Source organism: Chryseobacterium sediminis (assembly GCF_008386505.1).
Lineage (GTDB): Bacteria > Bacteroidota > Bacteroidia > Flavobacteriales > Weeksellaceae > Chryseobacterium > Chryseobacterium sediminis.
This window is the reverse complement of the sequence record NZ_VUNZ01000001.1, coordinates 1,077,226-1,098,865: the sequence shown is the minus strand read 5'-3', so window position 1 is coordinate 1,098,865 and position 21,640 is coordinate 1,077,226. Positions and strand designations below refer to the sequence as shown.

The window sequence follows — 21,640 nt, the reverse complement described above, 5'->3', positions numbered from 1 at the left end:
GTATTTGGAGAAAAACGTTGATAATATCATTGGAAAACCTCTTTTTTAGGCCCAATCTTTCACCATCTCCCTAATTTCCTTTATCTTTAAACCAATCAATATATATTATGAGGATAAATAGATTTTTTGCAGTGCCTGCAGTAGTGCTGGCTGCTCAGTTTTCCTGGGCTCAGGTAAAGGTTGACCCAAAAGAAAGGCTAAACCCTATCGTAAAAAGTTTTGTAGATGAAGTAAATAATAATTCCCAGCTTGAAAACCTGGCGTATGAGCTATTGGACGGTATCGGACCGCGTCTTGTAGGGACTCCCGAAATGCTTGCCGCCAACGAATGGAGTGCAGGTAAACTTCGCTCATGGGGAGTAGATGCCAATCTTCAGCAGTTTGGAACATGGAAAGGATGGCAGAGAGGGACTACTCATGTGGATATGACATTTCCACGTGTAAAATCTCTTGCGGCTACACAGCTTGCATGGAGTCCTGCTACTAAAAAAGCAATTGAGGCAGAAGTCATTATTCTTCCGAAAGTATCTTCCAAAGCAGAGTTTGATCAATGGCTTCCTTCTGCAAAAGGAAAAATAGTGCTGATGGCACAATACCAAAAAATCGGACGTTCTGATGAACAAATCAAAGAATTTGCTACTCCTGAACTGTATGAAAAGCTTAAAGCAGAAAAAGAGCAGGCGGCTAAAGATTTCACTGCGTATGTAAAGAATATAGGATATGACAACAACAGTCTTCCGGAGGCCCTGGAAAAAGCAGGAGCGGCAGGAATTGCTATTTCAAACTGGACTGGAATTATGGGAGCTAACAGAATCTTCGGAGCAAAAACAACCAAAATCCCCATGATTGATATTGATGTGGAAGATTATGGAATGCTCTACAGAATGGCAGAGAAAGGCACTCTTCCTAAAATTAAAATTGATGCTCAGTCTAAAATACTTCCTGAAGCCAAAAGTTTCAATACTATTGGTATGATCAAAGGAAAGGAAAAACCGGATGAATATGTAATTCTTTCGGCTCACCTTGATTCATGGGACGGAGCGCAAGGAGCAACAGATAACGGAACAGGAACCATTACGATGCTGGAAACCATGCGAATCCTTAAAAAATATTATCCGAACAACAAAAGAACAATCGTGATCGGACTTTGGGGAAGTGAGGAGCAGGGATTAAACGGTTCCAGAGGTTTTGTGGTGGATAATCCTCAGATTATAAAAGGAGTTCAGGCTGCTTTTAATCAGGATAACGGAACAGGACGTGTTGTGAATATCAGCGGTCAGGGATTTGTTAAAGCTTATGATTATATCGGAAAATGGCTTGACGGGGTTCCAAAATCAGTAAAGAGTCATATAAAAACTGACTTTCCCGGAATGCCGGGCGGCGGTGGTTCTGACCATGCTTCGTTTGTGGCAGCAGGAGTACCAGGATTTTCTTTAGGTTCTCTGAACTGGGGTTATTTTGGATATACGTGGCACACCACAAAAGATACGTATGATAAAATTGTTTTTGATGAGGTGAAAAATAATGTGATTTTAACGGCTGCACTAGCTTATATGGCTTCTGAAGATCCGGAATTCACCAACAGAGAAAAAAGAGCAATGCCTCAGGATGATAAAGGAGAAACGGTAAAATGGCCGGAAGTAAAAGAGCCTAGAAGAAGCTCTAAGGATTATAAATAAAAGATTTCTACTTTACATAAAGTAAAAAGGCTGTCTCAATGGACAGCCTTTTTGTTTTCTTGTGCTAATAGTTCTTTGATTTCTATTACTTTACTTTCTTTTACAATATAAGTTTTACATATCTTATTATTCAAATGCATGCTGAAATTCATTTGAGTACCTCCTGCATTCCAGGTTTGTGTGGGCGGCGGTGTAAAATCTGTAAAAACCGGCCATAAGTTGACCAGAACTAAAATATTTCTTTGCAATGACTTGACAAAATCCGGTTGATTTCCATTGTCATCGAGAATTTTAAGTTTAAAAATTTTCTTGCCTAAAGTAGTTCCGAAATACCATTCACAAAAGATACCGGAAATAATCACACAGGGAATAGAAAATATAATACCAAGAATAACAGGTAAATGGAATATGAAAATGAATAGTATGAAAAAGGGAATCATATCAATCACCTTGGCAAAAAGACGCTCTCTTTCATTTCCCTTATGTGTAGGATTGTAAGTGAATTCATACTCAAATTCGTTATAAATCCTGTTTCCCCATTCATCAAAGGATCGGGTAGGTCTGTGAATAATTCTCTTCTCTTTAAGATCAGAAATCTTCATTATTTAGTACTATAGGATATGGGTTATTAAGTCCGAGAAGGTAAGAATTGATGGCTCATAAAGGGAATCAGCTAACTTTCCAAATCCATATTGACAGAAAATAAACGGCAACCCATTAGAGTCTGCGGAATCATAATCGGTTTGAGTGTCTCCAATATAAACAGAATCTTCGATGGACAGTTGATTTCTTTCCATAAGGAGCTGTATATTTTCAGATTTTGGTTTTTTTGTTCTTCCGTGAGATTCAAAGTCAACAAACAAATCGTTGAATTTATAATATTCTAAAAATGATTCGATATAGCCATCCTGACAATTGCTTACGATAAACAGAGAATGAGTGTTAGCCAGACTTTTTAACGTGTTTTCTACGCCATCATATAAAATCCCTCCCTGTATGCGGAGTACTTTATTTTCTTCGGCTACAATCTCGGAAAGAAGTTCTTGAGCCTGCAGGTCTGAAATACCGGGAATAATATCTTTTACAATATCATGGGCCAGTAATCCCATATATTGATCCATATCTTCGGGCTTAAGGTCTCTTTGAATCAGTTGATGTCTGCCCAGTACTTCATTCCATATTTTGATAATCGTGGCTCTGGGATCCCATAATGTGCCATCCAGATCGAAAATTAAATTCTTTGTGTTCAAAACAAATATTTTATGGTTTATATTTAATCTGCAGTTAAAAGATTACAAAATCATACTCAGTTGCACTCTTTTTCTTGCCTCATCTACTTCCGTTACCTTTACACGCACATGCTGGTGAAGTTTTACCACTTCATTTACATCTGATACAAACCCGTCTTTCAACTGGGAGATGTGAACCAATCCGCTTTCTTTAATTCCAAGATCCACAAAACATCCAAACGCGGTAATATTGTTTACAATTCCTGGAAGAATCATACCTGTTTTTAAGTCTTTAATGCTTTTAACGGTAGGGTCAAACTCAAATACTTTGGCTGCTTTTCTTGGATCCAGCCCCGGTTTTTCGAGTTCTTTTAAAATATCTTTGATGCCTAAGATTCCGATTTCCCCCGTGATATAACTTTCCGGTTTTACTTGAGCTATTTTTTCTTTGTTGGCAATCAGTTCATGGGTTTTAATACCTAAATCTTTGGCCATTTTTTCTACAATTCCATAAGCTTCCGGATGTACAGCGGAATTATCCAGTGGGTTTTTAGCATTCGCAATTCTTACAAATGCAGCCGCCTGCTGGAAGGCTTTTTCTCCAAGCCTCGGAACTTTTTTAAGCTGTTTTCGATCTTCAAATGCACCGTTTTCAGCACGGTAATTAACAATGTTTTCTGCCATTTTCTCTCCAATTCCGGAAACATAACTTAAAAGCGATTTACTTGCTGTATTTAAGTTAATTCCCACAGAATTTACACATTTCATCACCGTAGAATCAAGCTCATTTTTCAGTTGGGTCTGATCCACGTCATGCTGATATTGTCCAACGCCAATAGATTTGGCATCAATCTTTACCAGTTCTGCTAACGGATCAGAAAGTCTTCTTCCGATGGAAACAGCTCCACGCACCGTTACATCATAGGTTGGAAACTCTTCTCTTGCAATTTTACTGGCAGAATAAACCGAAGCCCCGGCTTCCGAAACTACGAAAACCTGCAAAGGTTTATCAAAGGCAATCTTTTTGATGAAAAATTCTGTTTCACGGCTTGCCGTTCCGTTCCCGATAGAGATTGCTTCAATATTATAAGCATTCACCATAGATCGGATCTTTTTCATAGCCATTCCGCTTTCATTCTGCGGAGCGTGAGGGTAAAGGGTTTCATTGTGTAGTAAGTCTCCTTTTTCATCCAGGCAAACCACTTTGCATCCACTTCTGTATCCCGGATCTATTGCCAGAATTCTTTTCTCTCCCAAAGGCGGTGCAAGCAGAAGCTGGCTTAAATTCTCGGAGAAGATTTCAATTGCTTTTTTGTCTGCTTTTTCTTTCGCTTCCTGTAGTGCTTCATTAGAAATAGCAGGTTCCAGAAGTCTTTTATAGCTGTCTTTTATGGCCAGTGCAATTTGGTCCGAACTTTCATTGTTAGATTTTATAATCGCCTTTTCAATAAAATCAACAGCTTCTTCCTTATCTATTCCTACATTTGTTTTTACAAAGCCTTCCGCTTCTGCTCGTAACATGGCAAGAAGTCTGTGAGAAGGAGTTCTACTAAGGCTTTCTTCCCAGTCAAAATATTGGGAGAATTTTTGGGCATCTTCCTCATCTTTTTTAGCTTTTACAACTTTGGAGGTAACCACTGCCTTACGCTGAAATAGCCTGCGGAGATTCTTACGGACATACATATTTTCGTTGATCCATTCAGCCATGATATCTCTCGCTCCCTGAAGTGCTTCTTCTTCGGAGGTAACTTCATTATTCAGGTATTTTGAAGCCAGAAATTGAATGTCATTACTTTTCTGACTCATAATGATCCTTGCCAAAGGTTCCAATCCTTTTTCCTTAGCAGTATCAGCTTTTGTTTTCTTACGTTTTTTGAAAGGCAGATATAGGTCTTCCAGTTCCTGAATATCAAAGCTGTCTTCAATTCTCTGTTGAAGCTCAGGACTTAGAGCATTCTGTTCTTCTATAGATTTCAGGATAGATTCTTTTCTCTTGACAATGTCTTCAAACTGTTTGCTGATTTTTGAAATCTGTTCGATCTGTATTTCATCGAGATTTCCTGTTTTATCTTTTCGGTAACGGGAAATAAAAGGAATGGTGCAATCTTCTGCTAATAATTGTAAAGTATTGTTGATGCTCTTTTCAGAAATATTGAGCTGCTTCTGTATAAATTCTACGGTCGTCATTGTTCTGTTTTCGGATAGCTAAAATAGGGTTTTGGAATGAGAAAAAATTGAAATATATTGATAAAAAAAGCCTGACTACGACAAAATGCAATCAGGCTGTATAATAAATTTAAGATTTCTTAAGGTAAAATTTCATTGTAATAAAGTGGAGTATCATTGTTTTTATCATATCCCATAATAATTACTCTGAATTTCTTTGTATCATCATTATTGTAAAACTGTACTTTTGAAGATTCATTAGGTTGTGTTTCAAGAAAAGAACTCCAATACAGAACACTTCGGGTGTCCTGTGTGATACTTTTAAAGTTATCATTTCCATAATCAGGATTTTCAAATGGAGTTTCTTTATCATATCCTTGTAAACTAATCTGTCTTAACTTTGATGACGCAGTTCTATTGGAAGAGGTGCCACGACGGCTATAAATAGCAATTGCACCATTAGCACCACCAAAACCTCCTGCAAAAAATCCTTTTATTACTTTTACCATGGCAATATCTGAAGTAGACATATTATCTACATGACTTGGGTCGACAAGCATTTCGTCAAGATAGATTCCCACTTGGCCTCCTCTCATGGTAGCTTTATAGCTTCCACCCTGCATTTGAATGGTTAAGCCCGCGACTCTTCCCTGCAGCCATTTCAGAACATTGGATGATGTAGTTAAAGGAGAGTCATTGACAAAGTCAAAAATCTGTTCATTGAGACTTTTGAATCCTGGGCTGCTTAATTCATCATTTAGTTTCTTGGTCTTATTCTTTACTTCTCCCTTTAATTTTATCTCTTCAATATTTGTAATATTCTCCCTAATGATTTTTTGAGCATTAAGCGCGGTAAATGATCTGCTGACTTCATTAGAAGGCTTGTCATCAGCCGGACGTGGAATCAGTTTGTAAGGGCTTGGCGGGATATTCTTTTTATAAGGAACAAAATTGGAAGTAGGCTGGAAATAAATTGAATAATTGTTATTGAGATCTTTTGGCTCAGAATTTAACTGATAAAAAAACTTCATAGTATCTTCAAAAACCAAATTATTCAAAGTTAGAAATCCGTTATTATCAGATTTTATCTGAGACATTCTGGATCCAGGCTCTGAACCGAAAATTAAGTTCACTTCCGTGTTGGGGGCTGGTTTCCCCTGAATGTTTACCTTTCCTTTATAAGATAAATAGCTTTCCGGTTGATATTTGATCATCGGATAATTTCCTGTCATAATAGATTTCCATTCAAAACGTTTCCATTTCTCTGACATGAGAAGAGCATCCAATGCTTCTGTATTACGGTTTTTTGTAAAATATTGAGCAGGACTGATAATGGGTGACGTAATGTCTCCGGTTAACCATAAAGAACTTAATAAACTTTGATCTTCCTCAGGACTCTGAGTACTGGCATCAAGTACTAAAACAGAATAATTAGAATAATTGGTGTCTTTTGGAAGCTCAAATGAGTTTTTCCCACGTGGGGTGTCTTTTAATAAAACAGACTGAAGTGAAGGCTGTTTGAACTGCAATAACTGAGGCTGCACAAAAACAAGCCTGTTGGAAACAACATTCTCTTTATCATCAAAAACGGTAAGCTGTAAAATTCCATTAACAAGCTGGCTGTTGGAAATAGAATATTGAGTTTCATTATTGATTTTATTGATCTTGGCTTTATAAACAAGCTGGTTGTTAATAGTTCCCAAAACAGTATAATATTGATAATCCGGAGCCAGGTTTTTGGATTTTATAGTATATTTTACATGGTCTTTATCACTGCTTACCTGAAGATTGATCCCTGATGCAGAAACTTCAGGTAATGATATGTTCTGTTTTTGTCCGTTTTTATCCTGAACAATCAGTTGATATCTTTTTCCACTTTTAGGAATGATGTTAAATGACCCGATATTTTGATCAAACCCTTTGAATGTTGTAATTTTAGTATCAGGATTATCTATTTCCGTCACATATCCTTCCCAATCAGAAGGTGCTGTTCCATTGGATTGTAGTCTTACAGCTACCTTAGTATTAATTCCATCTATGAAGGTTCCACTTTCCGGGTAGGCAGAGACTGTCCATGGAGTAGGATTGGATGTTAATTTTTCGGGAGATGAAGGGTTGTAAACAGCAACAGGCTTTAAAATTTGGAAATCTTCATTAAAATTAGCCATCCAACTGGTATAAGCCCTGATATAGTAAACATCTTCCTTTAAAGAACTGGGTAGAGCCACGTTACCACTTCCTTCTCCATTAATTAATGGGATTAGCTTTTTACTGATCTGATTTTTATTGCTGTCATACAGTTCTACAAATAGAGTAGTAGAAATAGCAGAAGTAGTATAACCGTCAAATACAAAAGACTTGAACCATAGGGTTTCGCCTGCTATATAGTTACTTTTATCCAGTAAAAGATGTATTTTTTCCTGAGGATATTTTTTTTCAAATGTTTTGAGGGCCTCTTCAGCATTGGTTTGTGCATTAAGACAATAGATTGCGCTTATTGCTAATAATGTTATTAGTTTTTTTGACATATTTCATGAATATTTGCGTTTTTCTACAAAGCGCCAAAAGTACATTTTTATTATGAGGTACAATAATGAAAATATCAAAACATATAACTCTCCATCAAAAAAACAAAAAAAAGCCATTTCTTGATGTATGATAAGGTGCCTCCAAATAGGTTTTTCTATTTTTGTACCCGAAAACAACAAAATTTCAACAAACTTTTTAAACAGTTCAATATGAAAAAAATTAGCGTAATTGCATTAGTAGGAATAGGATTACTTTTAGCATCATGTGATAAGGGGAAAACTGCAGATACTGCTGCTACGGCTCAGGAACAAACAGTAGCGGAGAGCAAAGGTGAAATCCTTGCAGTAGATACAGTAACTTCAGTAGTAAACTGGAAAGCATTCCACAAAGGAGGGATGGCACCTCGTTGGGGAACACTTACTGTAAAATCAGGAGATATTAGCGTTGACGGAGGTCAGGTTTCTGCGGGGAACTTTGTAATCGATATGAACTCTATCAAAGTTGATCCGGCTTCAGTAACAGAAAAAGATAAAAAACCGGCAGATCTTGAAGCTCACCTTAAAAATCCTGATTTCTTTGATACAGCGAAAAACCCTACTTCAGATTTTAAAATTACCAGTGTTACAGATTTGAAAGAAGCACCAAAAGATGCTGTAGCAGGAGCTAATAAAACAGTAAGCGGAAACCTTACATTATCAGGAAAAACAATGAATGTTACTTTCCCGGCTAAAGTAGACGTAGTAGATAACTCAGCTGCTATTCAGGCTAAATTTACAGTAAACAGAGCAGATTGGGGACTTAAGTTTGGTACTTCAGAAGCAGATCCTGCAGAATGGATGATCAGCAAAGATATCGAGATTGCTATCGATGTAAAAGCTAAAAAATAAGTTATTGAAATTGTAATAACTACCGGGCTGTCTTTATAAAGGCAGCTCTTTTTATTTTAAAACCGTTTTTTATCCTTGTGGCAAAGAATTCAATTCAAAATCCCCGAATTCTGAATTCTCACACAATATTCACTCCCGAGATACAAAGGATTACCATGCTTTTCAGACCAGAAACCATCTAATATATCCTTACTTAGGCAACGGTATACAGCAACTCCTTTATAGATTTCGTGATCGTCACCTTCGTAATTGAAATTGATGACTAAGATATGGTCCTTGTAAAACCCTGTACCATTTTGCAAATGATCACCAATAATCCATTGGGCAATGATACGGTTGTTTTCATCAATAGCTAAGGTCAGTATGCCGTGATAAGAAGCCTGGGACGATTCTTCCTGATTACTTCCTTCAATAGAATAACTTCCTGCCAGATCCTTTATTGTCATTGATTTGTTTTTACGGAGGGCAAATTTATAAAATCTTATTCTGATACTATTGTTAATACCTTGTTTTTAATTTTTTGGATTTTTCTGTATATAAATTAAACTTTATTTTTGTTTTAAATTAATTTTAAAATGATTCCCTTTCTATTAATAGTTAATCTGATTGTATTTTGTGTTTTTGGTTTTGATAAATGGCAGGCTAAAAAACAGCAATGGAGAATTTCAGAAAATACTCTTTTAGGAATTTCTCTTATAGGTATTGTAGGAGCAGCCTCCGGAATGATTATTTTCAATCATAAAGTCTCCAAAAAATCATTTCTTGTAAAATTTTTTATTGTAGTCTTAATTGATCTGGTTTTGTTTTATAGATTTATAAGGCATTGATTTAAAATGAGCTATGTTATTTTTTTAAATGTTAAATATTGTATTAAATAATTGTTGTTGCGTTTTTTTTAATATTTTTATCATGCTAATAACAAATAAATAAAACAATATGAGAAATCTTAGAAAAATTTCCAGATCTGAAATGAAATCAGTTCAGGGAGGAATTGTTAAAGGAATGGTAAGATGTAAAGATGCCGATACATGTGCTGTAAGATGGGGTTGGGGGACAGGGTTCTCCAGCAATTGTGGTGAATTTGACATTATATGTGGAGAACCGCCTGCAGTAGATCCATGTGAAATACAAATCTGTATATAGATAGATTAAAGAGTGTTTTTTTAACACTCTTTTTTTATTGTCTTGTAAATAAGTATTTTAAACATAATATTAAATATTTTCATAAGTAAATATTTTTTCATTAAAAATCACTACTTTTGCACCCGTAAAAATCTTTTATGCAAAACATTAGAAATATTGCGATTATCGCACACGTTGACCACGGAAAGACGACTTTGGTTGACAAGATCATTCACGCTACCAACATTTTCAGAGAAAATCAGGAGAGTGGGGAGTTAATTATGGATAACAACGATCTTGAAAGAGAAAGAGGGATCACCATCTTATCCAAGAATATTTCTGTTACTTATAAAGACACAAAAATTAACGTAATTGATACTCCTGGTCACGCCGATTTTGGTGGAGAAGTAGAAAGAGTATTGAAAATGGCTGATGGAGTTATTTTGTTGGTAGATGCGTTTGAAGGACCAATGCCACAAACAAGATTCGTACTACAGAAAGCATTGGAACTAGGATTGAGACCATTAGTGGTAATCAATAAAGTAGATAAACCAAACTGCCGTCCTGACGAAGTTCACGATAAGGTATTTGATTTATTCTTCAACCTTGAGGCTACAGAAGAGCAATTGGATTTCCCTACATTCTACGGATCTTCAAAACAAGGTTGGTTCAACACTTCATTAGAACAGACTGAAGACATTTTGCCACTTTTAGATGGTATTTTACAATATGTTCCTGAACCGAAAGTAACAGAAGGAAATCTTCAGATGCAGATTACTTCTCTTGATTTCTCTTCTTTCTTGGGAAGAATTGCAATCGGGAAAGTGACAAGAGGTGAGATCAAAGAATCTCAATGGATTGGTCTTGCTCAGGCAGAAGGTAAAATTGTAAAAGGAAAAGTAAAAGAACTTTACGTTTTTGAAGGATTAGGAAAGAAAAAAGTAACTGAAGTAAAAGCAGGAGATATCTGTGCTGTAGTAGGTTTTGATGCTTTCCAGATTGGTGATTCTTTCGTTGATCTTGAAAATCCTGAGCCATTGGAAAGAACTGCAATTGACGAGCCTACGCTTAACATGACGTTCTCTATCAACAACTCACCTTTCTTCGGTAAAGATGGTAAATATGTTACTTCAAACCACCTGAAAGAAAGATTAACTAAAGAATTAGAGAAAAACTTAGCATTAAGAGTTCAGCAGACTGATGATGCAAACACTTTCTTAGTATTCGGTAGAGGTATTCTTCACTTATCAGTTCTGATCGAAACAATGAGAAGAGAAGGATACGAAATGACAATTGGTCAGCCACAGGTTATCTTCAAAGAAATTGATGGTGAAAAATGTGAGCCTTATGAATCATTGGTTGTTGACGTTCCTGAAGAATTTGCTTCAAGAGTAATCGACCTTGCAACTCAGAGAAAAGGTGACCTTCACATCATGGAAACTAAAGGTGAAATGCAGCACATGGAGTTTGAAATTCCTTCAAGAGGTTTGATCGGACTACGTTCTCAAATGTTGACAGCTACTGCAGGGGAAGCTATTATGGCACACCGTTTCACAGAATATAAGCCTTTCAAAGGAACTATTCCTGGAAGAAACAATGGAGTTTTGATCAGCAAAACTACAGGTCCTGCTACAGAATATTCTATTGCTAAACTACAGGATAGAGGTAAGTTCTTCGTTGATCCGGGTGAGGAAATCTACACAGGAATGATCATCGGTGAGCAAAACAAGCCGGGAGATTTGGTAGTAAACATCGTAGAAGCAAAACAGTTGAATAACATGAGAGCTTCTGGAAAAGATAAAGATACTGGTGTTGCTCCGAAAATTTTATTCTCTCTTGAAGAATGTATGGAATACATCCAGGGTGATGAAGCTATTGAGGTAACTCCAAACTTCATCAGAATGAGAAAGAAAATTCTTTCAGAAGAAGAAAGAAAAAGAGTAGAAAGATCTGCAAAAGCATAATAAAACTCTTATATATAAAATCAAAGCCTCGATTTTCGAGGCTTTTTTTCTATGTCAACCCATTAAAATGCTTATTTTGGCATAATAATCTCTGAAAATTAAAAATAAATTTTAAAGTAGTTTTGTGACTATGAGAATGAATAAATTAAAACTTATCGTTTTATTGGGCGTTTTTGCATCTTACACTACCTCATGTTCCGTTCAGAACAATGTTGTAAAAACACCTTCCACGAAGAATCCGACAAAACCTATCAATAATACGACTCCACCAAAAGTACCTGTTGTAACAACAAAACCAACCACAGGAACCACAGCTTCAACCGAAGATAATTTCAGAACCAATCTGCCGGAAATCAAAAGAGAATTCCGTGGAGCATGGATCGCAAGTGTGGCCAATATCAACTGGCCTTCAAGAAATGATCTTACAGTGGAACAACAGAAAGCAGAAGCAATCAGTATGCTTGATATGTTGAGAGACAACAATTTTAACGCTGCTATTTTTCAGATCAGACCTTCCGCGGATGCTCTCTATACAAGTAATATTGAACCTTGGTCTTACTTTTTGACCGGTGAAACAGGAAAGGCTCCTTCGCCAAACTATGACCCACTTCAGTTTTGGATAGAAGAAGCTCACAAAAGAGGCTTGGAACTGCATGTCTGGTTAAATCCTTATCGCGCGCATCATACGAATGGTGGAGCCGTGAATAATCTGTCTATGGCCAATAAACTTTCCGATATTGTTTTAAGATTAAAAAACGGAATGTACTGGTTTGATCCTGCTAATCCAAAAACACAGGGACATGTATCCAACGTGGTGAGAGATATTGTAAAAAGGTATGATATTGATGCCGTACACTTTGATGATTATTTTTATCCCTACGCAACCTATAATAAAGGCGCTGATTTTCCAGATAATGCAACCTGGAATGCTTACGTAAGTAGTGGTGGAACTTTATCCAGAGCAGATTGGAGAAGAGATAATGTTAATAAATTCGTAGAGCGGATCTATAAAGAAATTCATGCAGAAAAAAATAATGTAAGATTCGGAATCAGTCCGTTCGGAATATGGAAACCCGGATATCCTGCAGGAGTTATAGGCTCTTCACAATATGACGAACTCTATGCAGATGCTAAATTATGGTTAAATAAAGGCTGGGTAGACTACTTTTCACCACAGCTTTACTGGCCAATTGATTCCAAAGGACAAAGCTTTGAAGCCCTGTTAAGCTGGTGGCAATCCGAAAATACGATGAACCGTCACTTGTGGCCAGGCTTGAATACCGTTGAGGTTAAAGTATCAGACCGCCCGACAGAAATCAAAAATCAGATTGCAATCTCCAGAAATATACTGAAAAATGATGCCGGAGAAATTCACTGGAGTATTGCCGGACTTACGAAAAATCCCAATATGCTGCCTGCTTTGAAAAACGGACCGTACAGTGAAAAAGCATTAGTGCCGAGATCTCCATGGATAAAGGCTGCTCCATTACAGACTCCTACATTGTTTATTGCAGACAACGGAAGTTTTGTACAGACAAGCTGGAGTACAAAAAATGCTGCAGATGTTTTCCAGTGGGTTCTTTTTACGCAATACAATGGAGTATGGCAAACCGAAATCCTAACGCTGGATACTCTTTCAAAAGATATTCCTAAATTTAAAGACGGTAAAAAACTGAGCGCAGTTGCTATAAAAGCTATCGACAGATTAGGAAATGAAAGTGATTATACCGCCAGAAAAATTAAATAATATTTTTATAAATAAGTAAAAGATAGTGACTGAGAACCGTAAGGTGAAACAATCTCAACTATAAGCTTAAAACCAGTTCTCAACAGAGCTGGTTTTTATTTTAGAATAACTATAAATTATTAATTTAAATTATTGAAAATCAATTGTATTTTAAATGTGGTTTTGATTTTTTAAGTAAAATAATAATCTTATCGGAATCATTTTTGCATGATTCATCCCATAATCACCAAAATATAACATTATGAATACTAACAGACTTTCCAAGAACATGGAAAAAGCACTTAGTGACCAAATGAATAAGGAGATTCATGCATCACACGTTTTTTTATCTTATGGAATTTGGGCTGATGATAAAGGCTATCAGGGAATTGCCAACTTTCTTTACCGTCATGCTCAGGAAGAAAGAAATCACTCAATCAAATTCATGGAATACATTTTAAACCGGGGTGGAAAACCAAAAGTAAATGCTATTCCGGCACCTCCGGCAGATCCCAAAAACCTTACAGCCTGTTTTGATGGAGTTTTTAAACATGAAGTTGACAATACAACCGCGATTTACAAAATTGTAGATCTTTCTATGGAAGAGAAAGACTGGGCGACCTGGAATTTCATGCAATGGTTTGTGCAGGAACAGATTGAAGAAGAAACATTAGCTCAAAACTTAATTGATAAATTAAAAATCGCTGGTGGTGACAGGGCTACCGATGAATCTTTATTTACTTTAGATAAAACTTTACAGGAAGCACCGAATGATGTTCCGCTGGCTCAGAATGCTACGGGAGATAATCCATAAAACAGCCGGTGAATCCAAACCTTTAGAAAATCTGTCAGAATATTGGCAGATTTTTTTATTATGAAACTCCCTCAAAAATCACTATCTTTGCACACTCGTAATTCAAGGTTCAGAGTTCAATGTTTAAAGTTGGAGAAACCTTGAGTTACCCCTAAACCTTAAACTTTGAATTTTACAATATGAAATGTGGAATCGTAGGCCTGCCGAATGTAGGTAAATCAACTCTTTTTAACTGTTTGAGTAATGCAAAAGCTCAGTCAGCCAACTATCCTTTCTGTACTATTGAGCCGAACCTTGGAACGGTTTCTGTACCGGATCAGAGATTGTTTGAACTGGAGAAAATCGTAAAGCCTGAGAGAGTTTTACCAGCTGTAGTTGAGATTGTTGATATTGCAGGTCTTGTAAAAGGAGCCAGCAAAGGAGAAGGATTGGGTAACCAGTTCTTGGCTAATATCCGTGAATGTGAAGCAATTATTCACGTTTTAAGATGTTTTGATAACGGAAATATCATCCACGTTGAAGGCTCTGTAGATCCTTTGAGAGATAAAGAAATTATTGATATCGAACTGCAGTTGAAAGACCTTGAAACGGTAGGGAAAGCAGTTGAAAAAGCTAAGAAATTCATTAAGTCAGGAAAGAAAGAAGATATTCTTACTTACGAAACACTACAAAATTTACAGAAATTCCTTGAAGACGGGAAAAATGCAAGAGAATTTGCTACCGATGATTTTACAAAATCAATTATAGGAGAAGTTCAGTTGCTAACCAATAAACCTGTACTTTACGTTTGTAATGTAGACGAAAATTCTATCAAAAACGGAAATGACTGGATTGGTAAGATTGAAGAAATGGCTAAAGGTGAAGGTGCTGAAATAGTTGTATTAGCAGCACAAATCGAAGCTGATATCAATGAGCTTGAAACTTTTGAAGAAAGAGAAATTTTCCTTGAAGAGCTAGGTCTTACTGAGCCGGGAGTTAACCGTTTGATCAGAAAAGCTTACGATCTTTTGAAACTTCAGACCTATTTTACTGCTGGAGTGAAAGAAGTAAGAGCCTGGACTATCGGACAGGGTTGGACAGCTCCACAAGCTGCAGGAGTAATCCACACAGACTTCGAGAAAGGATTTATCCGTGCAGAAGTAATCAAGTATAATGATTATATCCATTACGGTTCTGAAGTAAAAATCAAAGAAGCCGGAAAACTTTCCGTGGAAGGTAAAGAATATGTAGTACAGGATGGAGACATCATGCACTTCAGATTCAATGTATAAGAAAATATTAAAGTTCGTTTATAATAAAAAACGCTTCCATGTATTTGGGAGCGTTTTTTGCATTTATTTGCAACAAGTTGGATTTGTATTTCTTATTTGAAATTTAAAACAAATGCTACTGCTTAAAAAAACTACTCCCTGAAATCAGAGAGCAGTTCTGCTATTTTATCCTTAAAGTGGAATAGTTTCAAATCGGCATTTTGGTTCCATACAACTTATGGAGATCATAACGCAGTTACCAACTATATCTGTACATCTTAACTCTGCCTCGCCTGTTCGACACTTGGGTTCATAACATGACGGGTGAATTTGTGTACAAATACCCTGATGGGAACATATCATTACACCCCCTTGGATAGTTTTCAACTCTTTTTTATTGAGTTTTTTTCCATTATTTAAATGCTGATTTTTCATTCGTTAAAAGTTTTTATGGTTTTAGTTTTTATTGTGCTTATTAAAGTTCAATACCTGGCTGACATTGTATTTCTGCGCAGGCAAAAGAAAATTTCTTACAAGTCAGATCTGGAAGAAGACACATTTCTTTTCCTCCGGTAATTACTCTTAATTGCTTTTTGTTCAATTTTTTTCCGTTAGTTAAATTTTTGTTTTCCATTGGTTTGATTTTTAATGGGTTAGTTTTGACGAATGTAAGAAAAATAAATGAAGTATATCACTGTGTTTAGAAAAAAAATAAGAAATTATTAAATGAAATATATTGATATGATCATTAATTTTAATCCAAATCAATAAATATGTGGAGTTTTTAACAGGTTGATAAGATTTTTTATGTTGAAAATTAGCTTTATTAATAGAGGAATTTGGAACTGTGGCGGATAATTTGTAATGAATGTAAGCAGTCTGTCTCATAAGTTCGTATATTTGAATTTTACAAATCATCTGCAATGGAAAAAGTAGCGCATACTTCACTGGAAGACTTTTACAAAGAGATGGCTGCCAAACTGGGCAAAGATCTTGAAAGTATTTTTCCCAAGGGTCTTCATAAAGATATCGGGCACTTTAATGTTTTCGATATTGCCCAGACACTTGAAAGAGCAAAGGCTACATCCGAAATGCCTTATAACAGAAGAAAATACTATAAAATAAGCTTTATAAGGGGACGAAACAGGGCAGAATACGCTGACAAAGTAATATCAATAAAACAAAACGCCTTATTATTCGCCACTCCTAAAGTTCCGTATCATTGGGTTCCTGAAGATCCTGATCAGTCGGGGAGTTTCTGTGTATTTACAGAGGACTTTTTTATTAAAGATAAATCTTATTATAACCTCGAAGATCTCCCTATTTTTCAACCTGGAGGCATACCAATATTTGAAATCGATGGTGAACTTGCAGAAGAAATAGAAAGCCTTTTTAAAAAAATTAAAAAAGAAATAGATTCTGATTATGTTTTTAAGTATGATCTGATCAGAAACTATGTTCTTGAACTCATCCATTATGGGCAGAAACTGCAGCCGGCTAGCAAAATATCTGAATCAAATGATGCTTCTATGAGAGTGGTTTCTCTATTTATAGAGCTGCTGGAAAGACAATTTCCTATTGAATCCTGGGATCAGAGACTGCAGCTGAAGACTGCGAAAGATTATGCAGACAGATTGGCAGTTCATGTCAATTATTTAAATAAAAGATTAAAAGAGAGTACCGGAAAAACGACTACGGAATTTATTTCAGACCGAATTACTCAGGAAGCAAAAATACTTTTAAAGCAGACCAGATGGAACGTTTCAGAAATATCATATGCACTGGGTTTCGAGGAAATTGCCCATTTTTCTAATTTCTTTAAAAGGAAAACTTCCTTTACTCCGCTGGAATTTCGTTCCTGATTTGAATTTTGCAAATTTCAGATTGATTCAAGCAAACACTTCGGTCTGAAAATGTCCCAACTTTGTACCATCAAAATAATCAAAATACAATGAACACAAAAACAAATATCGCACTGGTAACCGGAGGAAGCCGTGGATTGGGAAAGAACTCAGCACTAAAGATTGCTCAAAAAGGATTAGACGTTATTATTACTTACAGAAGCAATAAGGAAGAAGCTGAAGCTGTTGTAAACGAAATAAAAGCAATGGGACGTAATGCTGTAGCTTTCCAATTGGATACAAAAGACCTCAAAAGTTTTGATGCCTTTGTAAAAGACGTTACGGATCACTTGCAGGAAAATACAGGAAGTACTCATATTGATTATCTGATCAATAATGCAGGAACAGCTTTGTATTCACCCATTACGGAAGTTACGGAAGAACAGCTGGACGATGTGGTAGATATCCATTTCAAAGGAGTTTTTTTCCTGACTCAAAAATTTTTGCCATTCATTAATGATGGAGGAGGAATTATCAATGTATCTTCAGGACTGGCAAGATTTGCAACACCGGGATCTTCTATTTACGGGTCAATCAAAGCTGGGGTAGAAATGCTGACAAAATATATGGCTAAAGAATTGGGCTCAAGAAAAATCAAAGCCAATGTGGTGGCTCCGGGAGCTATTGAGACAGACTTTGGTGGAGGGAGAGTGAGAGATAATGAAGAGATCAACGCTGTAGTAGCGGGTGCCACAGCTTTGGGAAGAGTAGGACTTCCTGATGATATCGGTGGTGTGGTAGCATTCCTATGTACTGAAGATGCAAGATGGATCAATGGACAAAGAATTGAAGTTTCAGGTGGGATGTTTTTATAACATTTCAAAAACGTATACATTAAAACAGAATCCGCCGGCTCATTTTTGAGCCGGCGGATTCTGTTTACACAATATTGTTGGTTAAATCTTTGACAGGTTTTCAAGTGCTTTTTCCAATGTTTCCTGCTTCTTGGCAAAGCATAATCTGATCACATTTTCATTCAGCTTGCTTTTATAAAAAGAAGAAAAAGGAACGCTAGCCACCTTATGATTAATAGTAAGTTCAGATGCAAAATCAAAATCATTTTTATCAGAAATCTTATCATATTTTACTGCCTGAAAATACGTTCCCTCACAATCCAGAAGCTCAAACGAAGTTCCCCCAAGTCCTTTTCTCAGAAAATCTCTTTTTTCCTGGAAAAACTGATTCAGATAAGTGTAATGTTCATCATTTTTCATGTATTCTGCCAGTGCAAGCTGTATAGGAGTGTTTACACAGAATACATTGAATTGATGAACTTTTCTGAATTCGTCCGTTAAATTTTTAGGTGCAGCACAGTAGCCTACTTTCCAGCCGGTAACGTGGAAAAGCTTTCCAAAAGAGGCAACAAGAATGCTTCTTTCTTTTAATTCCGGATACTTGCAGATGCTTAAATGTTGTTTTCCATCAAAAACAATATTTTCATACACTTCATCACTTAAAATAAGAATAGAAGTTCCCTTCACCAGTTTGATAAGCTCTTGAATATCATTTTCTTTCAGGATTTTTCCTGAAGGATTATTAGGGTTATTAAGAATGATCATTCTCGTTTTTTCACTGATAAGGTTTTTTACAGCAGTCCAGTTGATTTCATAATCCGGAGCTTTCATTTCAAAACGTTTAACAATACCTCCGAAAAGTTCTACTGTGGGTTCATAGCAATCATAAGCCGGTTCAAAAATGATCACTTCATCATCCTTTTTAACAAAAGAGGCAATAGCGGTGAAAATAGCCTGAGTTCCACCCGCTGTAATTGTTATTTCAGAATCCGGGTGGTAGATCGCCTGATGGCTGTTCTCTATTTTTCGGGCAATTTCTTCCTTTAATCCAATCATTCCGCCTAAGGGAGCATATTGGTTGAAGCCCTTTTTAATAAAATGATCCACATGATTCAATAATTCTGAATCAGGCATAAAATCAGGGAATCCCTGAGATAGATTGATGGCTTCATTTTCATTGGCCAGTTGAGTCATCTGACTGAAAATAGTAGTTCCTACATTAGAAAGTTTTGATAAAGGAAGTTGTATCATAAAAACAGTTTTGTTGGTCGAATTTAATGAAATATTTAAAACGTATTGAACTTATGGAAATAAATATTAGGAAAAGACAGGGTTTAACATGATATACAGCAATTTCTATAGTTAAATAGTAACCCTTAGCAAATAAACGACCCATTTGTGAATATAAAGAGTGTAGAAAATAATAAAATTATTCAGAATATAAGGAAAGTAAATAAATTTTTCACACGGTGTTGATAATTTTGTAAATATATAATTTGATTGATAATAATGCAATGTTTATAGCGAAATATTAAAAAAAACAAGTTGAAAAAATTCGGATAATTTTGGACAATTTTGTACTTTTGTATGTTTGCTGAAATCATATATGTCACAAGAAATAAATCCAACCTACTCCGAAGATAATATCAGAACCCTCGATTGGCAGGAACACATCCGTCTGCGCCCCGGTATGTACATCGGGAAACTCGGTGACGGTTCTTCTGCTGATGATGGTATTTATATACTGTTAAAAGAAATCCTTGATAACTCTATTGATGAGTTCAGGATGAGATCAGGGAAAAGAATTGAAATAAAACTGGACGACGGTAAAGTTACGATCCGTGACTTTGGACGTGGTATCCCGTTGGGGAAAGTCGTAGACGCCGTTTCAAAAATGAATACCGGAGGAAAGTACGACAGTAAAGCGTTTAAAAAATCTGTAGGACTGAACGGGGTTGGTACCAAAGCGGTAAATGCCCTTTCAGATTACTTCAGAGTCCGTTCTTTCCGTGATGGAAAAATGAAAGTTGCTGAATTCTCCCGAGGTATGATCAAAGAAAACTTTGATGAGAAAGAAACTTCGGACAGAAACGGTACTGAAATCTCTTTTATCCCTGATGGAGAGATTTTCCTGCACTTTAAATACAGAAAAGAGTATATCGAAAGAATGCTCCGCAATTATGCTTATCTGAATCCGGGACTTAAAATACTTTTCAACGGAGAAACCTATTTTTCTGAAAATGGTCTTAAAGATTTGTTGGAAGAAGAACTGGAAAGCGATATCCTTTATCCGATCGTTCATTTGAAGGATGATGATATTGAGGTAGCAATTACCCATTCTGATAAATCACAAACAGAAACTTATTTTTCATTCGTTAACGGACAGAATACAACACAAGGGGGAACACACCTTAATGCATTCCGTGAAGCGTATGTAAAAACAGTGCGTGAATTCTTCAATAAAAGTTTTGATGCTTCTGATATCAGAAAGTCAATCATCGCCGCAATCTCAATCAATGTAGAAGAACCGGTATTTGAATCTCAGACCAAAACAAAATTAGGGTCTAATGATATGGGACCGAACGGGCCTACTGTGAGAACATTCATTATTGATTTCCTTAAGAGCAAACTGGATAATTTCTTTCATAAAAATCCGGAAATTGCAGAGGCAATTCAAAGAAAAATATTAATTTCCGAAAGAGAAAGAAAAGAACTTTCGGGAATCCAGAAACTGGCAAGGGAAAGAGCAAAAAAAGTATCTCTCCACAATAAAAAGCTTCGTGACTGCAGACAGCACTATAATGATCAGAAAGCCGAGAGAAAAGGAGATACCCAAATCTTCATTACCGAAGGGGATTCCGCATCAGGATCTATCACAAAATCCAGAGATGTAGAAACGCAGGCAGTATTCTCACTGAAAGGTAAACCGTTGAACTGTTATGGTCTAACCAAGAAAGTTGTTTATGAAAATGAGGAATTTAACCTTCTTCAGGCCGCATTAAATATTGAAGAAAGCTTAGAAGACCTGAGATACAACCAGGTGATTATTGCTACCGATGCCGATGTGGATGGAATGCACATTCGTCTGCTGATGATCACTTTCTTCCTGCAATTCTTTCCGGACCTGATTAAAAACGGACACCTTTATATCCTTCAGACTCCGTTATTCAGAGTAAGAAATAAAAAGGAAACACGATATTGTTATACAGAAGCCGAAAGGGTAAAAGCATTGAACGAACTGGGGAAAAATCCTGAAATCACACGATTTAAAGGATTAGGAGAAATTTCTCCAGATGAGTTTAAGCATTTTATTGGAAAAGACATCCGTTTAGAGCCTGTAGTAGTAGGAAAAGACCAGACGATTGATCAGCTTCTGGAATTTTACATGGGGAAAAATACTCCGGACAGACAGACTTTCATTCTTGAAAACCTTGTGGTGGAAGATGATTCTGATATTGATAAAAAAGAAATACTGGATGAAGTAGAGAATTAAAAGATTTAAAACTTAAAAAAACAGGTTGTAAAAACCATTACTGAAAAAAAACACAATTTTGGATGAAGTAAGAATTATAAAACTTA

18 protein-coding genes are annotated in these 21,640 nt (G+C 36.2%); 11 read left to right on the top strand and 7 right to left on the bottom strand.

Annotation, left to right across the window (positions count from 1 at the left end):
- Window positions 1-107 precede the first annotated feature (107 nt).
- Window positions 108-1,679 (top strand): M28 family peptidase, encoded by a 1,572-nt coding sequence (locus FW780_RS05130; RefSeq protein WP_149832504.1) that lies wholly within the window; start codon window positions 108-110, stop codon window positions 1,677-1,679.
- Between the two features lie 35 nt (window positions 1,680-1,714).
- On the opposite strand, the gene FW780_RS05125 is transcribed toward FW780_RS05130, so the two are convergent.
- The 4 genes from FW780_RS05125 to FW780_RS05110 all read right to left on the bottom strand — a co-directional run bounded on the left by FW780_RS05125 (window position 1,715) and on the right by FW780_RS05110 (window position 7,602).
- A complete protein-coding gene (locus FW780_RS05125) occupies window positions 1,715-2,281 on the bottom strand; it encodes an RDD family protein (protein ID WP_149832503.1) in 567 nt (188 codons plus the stop codon).
- Window positions 2,282-2,290: 9 nt separating this feature from the next.
- Entirely contained in the window at window positions 2,291-2,929 is a 639-nt protein-coding gene (locus tag FW780_RS05120) for an HAD family hydrolase (protein ID WP_167510644.1), read from the bottom strand.
- Between the two features lie 42 nt (window positions 2,930-2,971).
- Window positions 2,972-5,095 (bottom strand): Tex family protein, encoded by a 2,124-nt coding sequence (locus FW780_RS05115; protein ID WP_149832501.1) that lies wholly within the window; start codon window positions 5,093-5,095, stop codon window positions 2,972-2,974.
- A 119-nt stretch (window positions 5,096-5,214) separates the two neighbouring features.
- On the bottom strand, window positions 5,215-7,602 hold the full coding sequence (locus FW780_RS05110) for a hypothetical protein (protein ID WP_149832500.1): 2,388 nt from the start codon (window positions 7,600-7,602) through the stop codon (window positions 5,215-5,217).
- A 210-nt stretch (window positions 7,603-7,812) separates the two neighbouring features.
- On the opposite strand from FW780_RS05110, the gene FW780_RS05105 reads away from it, so the two are divergent.
- Window positions 7,813-8,490, top strand: a complete 678-nt coding sequence (locus FW780_RS05105) for a YceI family protein (RefSeq protein ID WP_149832499.1) — start codon at window positions 7,813-7,815, stop codon at window positions 8,488-8,490.
- Window positions 8,491-8,579: 89 nt separating this feature from the next.
- Here the strand turns inward: FW780_RS05105 and FW780_RS05100 are convergent, their stop codons facing one another.
- On the bottom strand, window positions 8,580-8,936 hold the full coding sequence (locus tag FW780_RS05100) for a hypothetical protein (RefSeq protein ID WP_149832498.1): 357 nt from the start codon (window positions 8,934-8,936) through the stop codon (window positions 8,580-8,582).
- 129 nt (window positions 8,937-9,065) lie between these two features.
- Here FW780_RS05100 and FW780_RS05095 point away from each other — a divergent pair, with 129 nt between their 5' ends.
- The 6 genes from FW780_RS05095 to ychF all read left to right on the top strand — a co-directional run bounded on the left by FW780_RS05095 (window position 9,066) and on the right by ychF (window position 15,387).
- Window positions 9,066-9,317, top strand: a complete 252-nt coding sequence (locus FW780_RS05095; RefSeq protein ID WP_149832497.1) for a DUF1294 domain-containing protein — start codon at window positions 9,066-9,068, stop codon at window positions 9,315-9,317.
- 109 nt (window positions 9,318-9,426) lie between these two features.
- Complete coding sequence (locus FW780_RS05090; protein ID WP_149832496.1) at window positions 9,427-9,633, top strand: bacteriocin-like protein; 207 nt, start codon at window positions 9,427-9,429, stop codon at window positions 9,631-9,633.
- Window positions 9,634-9,770: 137 nt separating this feature from the next.
- Window positions 9,771-11,576, top strand: coding sequence for a translational GTPase TypA (typA, locus tag FW780_RS05085; RefSeq protein WP_047377475.1), 1,806 nt, complete (start codon window positions 9,771-9,773; stop codon window positions 11,574-11,576).
- Between the two features lie 130 nt (window positions 11,577-11,706).
- Entirely contained in the window at window positions 11,707-13,323 is a 1,617-nt protein-coding gene (locus tag FW780_RS05080) for a glycoside hydrolase family 10 protein (protein WP_149832495.1), read from the top strand.
- A 241-nt stretch (window positions 13,324-13,564) separates the two neighbouring features.
- Window positions 13,565-14,116 (top strand): ferritin, encoded by a 552-nt coding sequence (locus FW780_RS05075; protein ID WP_149832494.1) that lies wholly within the window; start codon window positions 13,565-13,567, stop codon window positions 14,114-14,116.
- A gap of 179 nt (window positions 14,117-14,295) precedes the next feature.
- A complete protein-coding gene (ychF, locus tag FW780_RS05070; RefSeq protein ID WP_149832493.1) occupies window positions 14,296-15,387 on the top strand; it encodes a redox-regulated ATPase YchF in 1,092 nt (363 codons plus the stop codon).
- Window positions 15,388-15,841: 454 nt separating this feature from the next.
- Here ychF and FW780_RS22315 read toward each other — a convergent pair whose 3' ends face one another.
- Window positions 15,842-16,000, bottom strand: coding sequence for a hypothetical protein (locus FW780_RS22315; protein ID WP_167510643.1), 159 nt, complete (start codon window positions 15,998-16,000; stop codon window positions 15,842-15,844).
- 289 nt (window positions 16,001-16,289) lie between these two features.
- On the opposite strand from FW780_RS22315, the gene FW780_RS05060 reads away from it, so the two are divergent.
- Complete coding sequence (locus tag FW780_RS05060; protein WP_149832491.1) at window positions 16,290-17,228, top strand: helix-turn-helix domain-containing protein; 939 nt, start codon at window positions 16,290-16,292, stop codon at window positions 17,226-17,228.
- Window positions 17,229-17,317: 89 nt separating this feature from the next.
- Complete coding sequence (locus FW780_RS05055) at window positions 17,318-18,082, top strand: SDR family NAD(P)-dependent oxidoreductase (RefSeq protein ID WP_149832490.1); 765 nt, start codon at window positions 17,318-17,320, stop codon at window positions 18,080-18,082.
- 81 nt (window positions 18,083-18,163) lie between these two features.
- Here FW780_RS05055 and FW780_RS05050 read toward each other — a convergent pair whose 3' ends face one another.
- Window positions 18,164-19,312, bottom strand: coding sequence for a methionine aminotransferase (locus FW780_RS05050; protein ID WP_149832489.1), 1,149 nt, complete (start codon window positions 19,310-19,312; stop codon window positions 18,164-18,166).
- A 355-nt stretch (window positions 19,313-19,667) separates the two neighbouring features.
- Here FW780_RS05050 and FW780_RS05045 point away from each other — a divergent pair, with 355 nt between their 5' ends.
- Window positions 19,668-21,554: a DNA topoisomerase IV subunit B gene (locus FW780_RS05045; protein ID WP_149832488.1), complete on the top strand. Its 1,887-nt coding sequence runs from the start codon at window positions 19,668-19,670 to the stop codon at window positions 21,552-21,554.
- The last annotated feature ends 86 nt before the right edge of the window (window positions 21,555-21,640 follow it).